General features: G+C 51.0%; 7 protein-coding genes. 3 read left to right on the top strand and 4 right to left on the bottom strand.

Translation table 11 applies throughout. From position 1 onward, the window contains the following. Positions 1-112: 112 nt before the first annotated feature. Genes QWY20_RS17260 through uvrD form a run of 3 tightly spaced genes read right to left on the bottom strand, consistent with a single transcriptional unit; the run spans position 113 to position 5216 of the window. The gene (locus QWY20_RS17260; RefSeq protein ID WP_330130253.1) at positions 113-925 is read right to left on the bottom strand and encodes a hypothetical protein; all 813 of its coding nucleotides are present in this window, start codon (positions 923-925) and stop codon (positions 113-115) included. A gap of 50 nt (positions 926-975) precedes the next feature. Beyond that, the gene (locus QWY20_RS17255; protein ID WP_330130252.1) at positions 976-3045 is read right to left on the bottom strand and encodes a GNAT family N-acetyltransferase; all 2070 of its coding nucleotides are present in this window, start codon (positions 3043-3045) and stop codon (positions 976-978) included. Continuing rightward, complete coding sequence (gene uvrD, locus QWY20_RS17250; protein WP_330130251.1) at positions 3045-5216, bottom strand: DNA helicase II; 2172 nt, start codon at positions 5214-5216, stop codon at positions 3045-3047. Before uvrD ends, QWY20_RS17255 begins: the two co-directional genes overlap by 1 nt. Positions 5217-5401: 185 nt before the next feature. On the opposite strand from uvrD, the gene QWY20_RS17245 reads away from it, so the two are divergent. Further along, positions 5402-5749, top strand: coding sequence for a hypothetical protein (locus QWY20_RS17245; protein WP_330130250.1), 348 nt, complete (start codon positions 5402-5404; stop codon positions 5747-5749). On the opposite strand, the gene QWY20_RS17240 is transcribed toward QWY20_RS17245, so the two are convergent. Next, on the bottom strand, positions 5746-6450 hold the full coding sequence (locus tag QWY20_RS17240) for an HAD-IA family hydrolase (RefSeq protein WP_330130249.1): 705 nt from the start codon (positions 6448-6450) through the stop codon (positions 5746-5748). The genes QWY20_RS17245 and QWY20_RS17240 overlap by 4 nt on opposite strands. A 384-nt stretch (positions 6451-6834) precedes the next feature. Between QWY20_RS17240 and QWY20_RS17235 the strand changes: the two genes are divergently transcribed. Together QWY20_RS17235 and QWY20_RS17230 are read left to right on the top strand one after the other, a co-directional pair. Then, on the top strand, positions 6835-7317 hold the full coding sequence (locus QWY20_RS17235) for a hypothetical protein (RefSeq protein WP_330130248.1): 483 nt from the start codon (positions 6835-6837) through the stop codon (positions 7315-7317). An 81-nt stretch (positions 7318-7398) separates the two neighbouring features. After that, a complete protein-coding gene (locus tag QWY20_RS17230) occupies positions 7399-7698 on the top strand; it encodes a hypothetical protein (protein WP_330130247.1) in 300 nt (99 codons plus the stop codon). Positions 7699-7742 lie beyond the last annotated feature (44 nt).

The following is a 7742-nucleotide window of genomic DNA, read 5'->3' as shown; positions in this document are numbered from 1 at the left end:
ACGCTCCTTCAGGCTCGCCACAACAACTCCCTCGCTAGTCGCTCAGTCAAACATGTTGATGTCGATCTGAACGAGCGTCTCAGCCTGGAGCCACTAGAAACGAGAATTGACTTCAAGGATTGCGTTTCAGGTTGCCGTGACGATCAAAGCTCCAATGCTCAGGGCCAAGTAACTCTAGATACGAACTGGCCTCTGTAAGAGGAACTGCACTGATAAAGTGTTGTTGATAGTCAAGGAAGATTAGCCATTGCTGGCTATCGTCGGCCAGCTCTGATGCTGATATGTAACGGTGCATCCCAAGAAAGAGTGGCGGATAGTGTTTCCAGCCTTTTTGGCTGCGAAAGATATAATCGCTTTGGTAATCCAGGTGCAGGTAATTAGCTTGTTCAATGGCGGAAAGCTCACTCTTATGCACAATGTTCGCAATAGTTATGCTGTTGCTGCTAGCAATCAATTGTTGATAACGATGTTGTAGCAGACCCTGCTTTTGCTGTCTTAATGCAAGTGTATCGGCGAAGCTCTGATTCAATGGTGGGCTGAGCTCCATAGCAAAATACGCCTCGCGGTACTCTCTGAATAGTTGTTCCCTGCTATCCTCCTCATCACAGGTTAACTCACGGTTTTGCCAAAGTTGTACGTTACGCGATGGTAGCAGCGCAATGGTCTGCACAAAGTGCCGGTAAGACTCCACAGGCAGTTCCAGAGTTTGTTCGATCACACTAAGAGCAGGCAAGCTCTCAAGCTCTTGATACAAGGTGTTCCACTGAATTGCTGACTCACCGTGCTGGCAGATGCTATAAGCTTTTGTCAGCTGTTGACTAAGTGTTTCGGTATCGAGCGCAACCTGAAGCAACCGTACTTGTTGTGGTGTAAAGTCGTCAGCGGTAAGGCTTGCGAAGAGTGTAAAGGCAACAATCGAGAGCATAGTAGGGTCATCAGCTAAAACGCCAGATTAACATTAGTTTAGCTGATACGCTACTCTGAGCCGGGCGTTGCCAGTGCCGCTGCCACCATACGACGTAATCGGTTGATGAGCTGTTTTTTACCGGTAATACCGTAGGTTTTGGCTACATCGTCAAATCCTTTCTTTTGCCACAACAGCGCTATGCAAAGCTCTGCGTCTGCTGCTGAAACATCCTGCAGATGCTGATTGAACCAATGCAACAGCTGGGTATATACCAGCTCGAAAGGGCGCTGCTGATCGGCAAACAGGATCAGTGCCTGGTAATCCAATTGACTGAGTGCTTGCTGTGGTGGTGTGACTAACTGTCGAAGCAGTTCAGGGCAAAGCTGCGGGTATAGGGCCGGGACCTGATCATAGAGCTGGCGGCGAAAACAGCTTTCAAGTTGCCTGATGGTACTTTGGTGCTTAGTGCTTTGCTGCAGCATCAGCAGTGAATGTTCACCGCTGGCCTGATCGGCTTTAACACCAAGCCGCACCGGCACAAAGTCAGCTTTTGACCAGAAGCTCAGCACCGGTGCTGATAAAGCGAAACTGGTACCAAGCAAATGTTGGGTGGGTTGATAGTTTGCACTGATACGGCTTAGCAGCTCAGAGCCAAGGCCTTGTCGCTGCAACTTGGGGTGCACCACAATGCGCTGGATTCGGGCCATGGGCGCTTGGGTTAGTTCGGGTTGTTGCAGGTGAAACGCCAGGCTTTGTGCTAGCAGGTGTCCCTGTACCCGTCGCTTGCCAAGCAGTACTTCTTTACTGAGTAACTCCGGTAGCTCGCCTTCCAGGCTCACCAGAGCGCAGGCAAGCAGGCGGTCATCTTGCATCAAGGCAAAGACTTCTAGCTTCGCGTTGTCCAGCAGAGCTGCCAGATCATCGACTCTGGTTTGGTAATGCGCCAAAGACAGCAAATGAAACAAAGATTGCAGCAGCTCAGGCTGCTTAACCAGCTGGCCGGAGTTTAGTTGTTGCAGCTGCAATGCATCGATAGCGCCGTCCCATACCGGATCCTGTTCCGATAGATTTAATAGCAGGCTATGAAACAGCAGCTGCTCGAGTGGATCGCAATCCGCATAACGTATGGGCTGTTTCAGCTGCAGCTGTTTAAAACCTGCAAAGTGCTGCTGCAAATAGGCCTGAAAACGCAACTGAAAGCCTCGGCCGGTACCTTCATAACCATGTTCGGTGGTGGCAAAAACGACTCTGGGATAGGCCTGCACCAGCTGCTGCAATAAGAGGGTGGGAATGGCGGCTGCTTCATCCACCAGCACCAAATCAGCTTGCGGCTGCTGCTTTAGCAGCATATCAATGGGCAGGTAACGCAGCAGCGATTGCTGTTCAGAACTGACATGGGCACGAAAGTGCTGCTGACAGATAGCGGCAGCTGACTCAGTGGGCGCAGTCAGCAGGATGTGTTTATCGTGTTGCGCTAATTCAGCGGCGGCCAGGCCCAGTGCCGCTGATTTACCCCGGCCCCGATGCGCTGTCAGCACCAAGGGCCGTTTGCGATGGCCCAGCGCTACTTTATGAATGGCGGCAACCGCAGCTTGCTGCTCGGTGGTGGCATAAGGTGCCGGGGCTGGCTCAGGGGTGGTAATTTTCGGAAAAGTAGGGGCTTGCAGCACTTCATCGGGTGTCAGCCAGGCAAGTGCGCATTGCTGCAAGCGCTGGCAGAAAAACCACAAAAAATTACCCTGATGTTTGCTTGCATCCAGTGGATAGGGTAGCAGATGGCGATGGTCAGGGTTCGGTTGTTGCATCCAATGCTCAGGCTCTGGTGTCAGCAGCAACCAAAGACCGCCCGCTTTCAGGCTACCACTGACGGCAGCAACCAAATCGGCTGGAAAGCCTTGCTCTGCATTGATAATCAGCCAGTCGCACTCGGTGCCGAGCTGCTTGTGTTGCCGGCTTGGTACCAGCGCACCAGCCGGCGCATCCGGGCCAATCCAGCATAGCTTGTCTGGTTGGTAGTGTTGCAGCAGCTGTTGTACTTGGGGCAATAAGCGGCTGTTGCTGCCACTGAATACCACCGGCAGACGGCAATGCGCCGCGTTGGCGGCTCTGAGCCAGTCAGGCAGCTGCTGCCCCAACATCAGGCGATGGCCTCTAGCCGGGCATAGGCCGTGACCAGCCACTTGCTGCCGACTTCATCAAAGTTGATTTGAATACGCGATTGAGGGCCACTGCCTTCGTAATTCAGCACAGTGCCTTCGCCAAACTTGCTGTGCAGCACCCGCTGGCCCAGCTTGTAGCCGGTGTTCTCAAAGGCAACATGGCTGGCTTGCTGACTAAAGCGACCACTACTTACCGGCTGCACCACCCGGGTCGTCAGCCGGATAGGTTCCAGGTATTGTTCGGGGATTTCGCGTAAAAAACGCGAAGGCAATTGATGATGTTCCTGACCATAAACCCGCCGGCTTTCGGCATGGCAGAGATACAACTTTTGCATCGCCCGGGTCATGCCGACGTAACACAGCCGCCGCTCTTCTTCCAACCGGCCGGGCTCATCGGCGCTCTGCTGGCTGGGGAACATGCCCTCTTCCAGGCCGTTGATAAACACCAGTGGAAACTCCAACCCTTTGGCGCTGTGCAACGTCATCAGCTGGACCGCATCGGCATGCTTGTCGGCCTGATAATCACCGGCATCCAGCGCAGCCTGGGACAAAAAGGACTCGAGTGGGGTCATTTGCTCGTCAGCTTCGTAGGGTGCCGTCTGACAAGCGGTGATCAGCTCGTTTAAGTTTTCCAGCCGGGTCTGGGCTTTTTCACCTTTTTCTGCCTGATACATGGCATAGAGGCCAGAGCGCTTGATGGCATGTTCCGCTTGTTCGTGCAGCGGCAAGTCATCGCAGGCTTCGCTAAGCTGATCGATCAATTCGATAAACTGGCCAATGGCATTGGCTGCCCGGCCGGAGAGCTGTTTGGTGGCCAGCAGCTGTTGCAGCGTTTGCCAGAGCGTTAGTTGCTGCTCACGGGCCTCGGCCCGGACTTTGGCCAGCGTAGTTTCGCCAATACCGCGGGCCGGGGTGTTGATCACCCGCTCAATAGCGGCATCGTCGTTGCGGTTGGCAATCAGTCGCAGATACGCCAAGGCATCTTTTATCTCCTGCCGCTCATAAAAGCGCAGCCCGCCGTAGATGCGGTAATTTAAACCCGCCTGGATCAGCGCTTCTTCCAGAATACGGGACTGGGCATTGTTGCGGTACAAAATCGCTGTATCCGTCAGGGTATTGCCCTGCTGCTGCCAGTCTTTAATACGGCCAACAATAAAGCGGGCTTCATCCAGTTCATTGAAAGCGGTATAGACGGAAATCGGTTCGCCTTCACGGCCATCGGTCCATAAGTCTTTGCCCAGCCGATCGCTGTTGTTGGCAATCACGGCATTGGCCGCTTTTAAGATGGTGGCGGTAGAGCGGTAGTTTTGCTCCAGCCGGATGGTGACAGGCTCATTGAAATCACGCAGAAAGCTCTGAATGTTCTCGACCCTGGCACCGCGCCAGCCATAAATCGACTGATCGTCATCGCCGACAATCATCACTTTGCTGTCCGGCCCTGCCAGCAGTTTTAGCCAGCGGTACTGAATGGCGTTGGTATCCTGAAACTCATCCACCAGCACATGCCGAAAGCGCTGCTGATAGTGTGCCCGTACTTCAGGGTGTTGCTGCAATAACTCGACCGATCGCAGCAAGATCTCGGCAAAATCGACCAGACCGGCCCGATCGCAGACATCCTGATAGGCGGTATAAATCTTCACCATGGTTTGCAGGCTGAAATCACCGCCGGCTTCAATCTGGCTGGGCCGCTCGCCTTCGTCTTTGCGGGCATTGATAAACCATTGGATTTGTTTGGCCGGCCAGTGTTTTTCATCCAGGTTCAGGCTTTTCAGGACCCGGCGGATCAACCGGTACTGATCGTCAGAGTCCAAAATTTGAAAGCCCTGCGGCAAGCCCACTTGTTGATAGTGGGTGCGCAATAGCCGGTGCGACAACCCATGAAAGGTGCCCATCCAGAGGTTGTGCAAGCTGACGCCCACGGTGTGCTCAATACGGCCACGCATTTCCTGCGCTGCTTTGTTGGTAAAAGTCACCGCCAGTAAGCTGTATGGTGCTACCCGTTCGACCTGCATCAGCCAGGCCAAGCGATGGATCAACACCCGGGTTTTGCCACTGCCAGCCCCGGCCAGCACCAGCATATGCTGCGGCGGCGCTGCCACAGCTTCGCGTTGGGGGTCGTTCAGGTCATCCAGCAGGCTCGATACATCCATCAGGGCACTCGTTGATTGCAGAAAAGGCCATTATAACAGGCCTAGGCAGCAGGCCAAGACTTGGGTGGATGAATATCCAGTGTTTGCATAAATGACCAGTACCAAAAATCTTCAAGAACAATTAGATTTGTTTAAATTATTTAGTTAATTTGTTGACATGATTATTCTTAAAAAAGGAAATAAAAGTGAGGCTTAATGGATGGCAACGTATGTTTTGTGTTTTCTTGATTCCTTTTTGGGCTTATCTCGCAATCACCCTTTACCAAGAACTGAGCACAATCAATACTAGGGTACAACAACTTGACTATCGACTTGAAGAGCTTAAGTCAGCTCCAGAGCAACAACATCCGCCAAGATTCAATCGAGAACAAACTATCGTTGAATTGCAGCAGCATCTGAAACAACAACAAGTCGCAAAAAACTTCACGATTATTCTGGTTGTTTTCTTTGCTATCCCGGTGCCTGCAATTTTCTATTTTACCATTGCCTGGATTGCAGCTGGTTTCCGAATAAAAGATAAAGAAACGGCTTAATTCAAACTTAAAGTTGATAATTGTTGCAACTGCGTCAAGCGAAGATGCGGTAATACCTTTACTGAGCTTTGATGGTGATCCAGCCAGGCGGCCTGGCAACCGGCTTTTAGAGCGCCCATCACATCGGCGCGGTGGCTGTCACCGATATGCAGGATCTGTTGTGGCGGTAGCTGCAGCCGTTTGGCGGCGGCCAAAAATAGATCCGGAAAAGGCTTCATTTTGCCATCCGGCCCAGCCTGCAGACTGAACTGAAATAAATCATCAAGCCCCATGCGCTGGATGCAGGCATTGCCATTGGTGATGGCGATCAGTTGATAGCGGCTGGCTAATTGCACCAGCAACCGGCGCACCTCTGGTGCTATGGTGATCTTGGTGCGTGCCTGCCAAAAAGCCTGATAAGCGGTTTCAGCTATTTCACCGGCTTCGCATGCTGCCAGCCCAAGCTGGACTAACCCTGCTTCAATGCCGAGCATACGCCAACGGCCAATATCGTGGCGAATGTCCGGTGTTTGCTGCCCCAGCTGCCAGCGTTGTTGGCTCCAGTACTCCAGCGGCCTGTGCAGTTCCGGTGTTAGCTGTTGTTGTAAGCTTTGCAGCATGGCCTGCTCAGCGGACAGCAATACCGGGGCGTTGTCGTACAGTGTATCGTCCAAATCGAAGGAAAGCACTTTAACTGGGCCGATGGCTTTGAATATATGCATTATAATAAACCGATGAGAAAGTGAGAATGTTGTTTCTGTACGCCCATAATTTCAGTGTAGTTGCGAAGGGTGGGTCAATTAATCATACCGTAAAGTATCGCAGAGTTTTATATACTCACTCAGAAACTTCGTCTCTCGATAGAAAAACCTGTATCTTCAAGTCATCAAAGAGGATTTGAAGATTATCTTGTATGTGGGGGATTCTAATGTTGTTTCTTTGTTGATATAGTGAAATTAAGGTGCTATTGTTTTGGTGGCGCTGCTTGCCAAATACGGAATAAAAATGTAATGGAGACTTTGTTATGAAATACTTCTTGCTTCTTGCTTCTTGTTAACCCAGCCTCTGTCAATGCGTCGGGAGGTAGTGCGGCAGACGATCCATTTTTGTCTGCAGGGTGTAAGTACACGGCAACCTTTTTATTAGGAGCAGGGCTTTATAGAGTAGGTCAGTACGCTGTGCAGACTGCCTTCAGTGCAGGTGCCGTTGCTGTTATCACTGAGTATCCCCAAGCTGTTTTGAGTGAGACATGTACGGCAACTATGGGTCAATATATTGATTACTGGAAAGGACAGGAAAACTTAAGCTACAGTGATTATCTGGATGGCTATTGCAATGGGGATGCTTTCACTTGTAATGATCCTAATCTATCACCTCAATGTCCGTGGGATCCTACAGGTAGTTGTATTGAGCCACATCCCAACGAATGCCAGTTTTTTAGTCGCTGTTTACCCTACATTAATCAGATCGGTGTGCAACCTGTGTCTGTGCTGGATCTGATGAATGGGCTTGGGGTGATAGAGTCATCTTACCATCAAGGGTTTTGGGAGAGAGATACTCTTGAACCAATCATCAATATCTTAGATTAAGTTTTGGACTGGTGCAGCTGGAGTTTCGGCTATTGCTGCAACCTTAACCATTAATATGTGAGGTGTTGCGGAGCAGCTGGTATGGATGCGATTGTTTTGGGGTTAGTGGCTGGATTGCTTCTCGGTCGCTGGGATTACCACCGTAAACCCAAGGGCACTTTGTGGAGATTTTCTGTACAGGCTGCTGGTTTTATACGGTCTGTATTTATTTCGACGATATGGCTCATCATCATTACATTGACTTTATGGGTGTTAAAAACGCAAGGTTACTTTTTGACGATGAATCTTCCCGTAAGAATTTTGGATGCTGTGTTATTTGGTTTACTGTTTTGGCTGTGCTTCTTTTTTTTCCCATACGTCAGGTACCGCATCAGTCAGTAACTGATACAGAGATCTGCATGGCAGAGGCTGTAACAGGTGCAGGT

It is taken from the genome of Alkalimonas cellulosilytica (assembly GCF_036325985.1).
In the GTDB taxonomy this organism is placed as follows: domain Bacteria; phylum Pseudomonadota; class Gammaproteobacteria; order Enterobacterales; family Alteromonadaceae; genus Alkalimonas; species Alkalimonas cellulosilytica.
The sequence above is the reverse complement of the archived record's forward strand: the minus strand, read 5'-3'. Positions and strand labels throughout refer to the sequence as shown.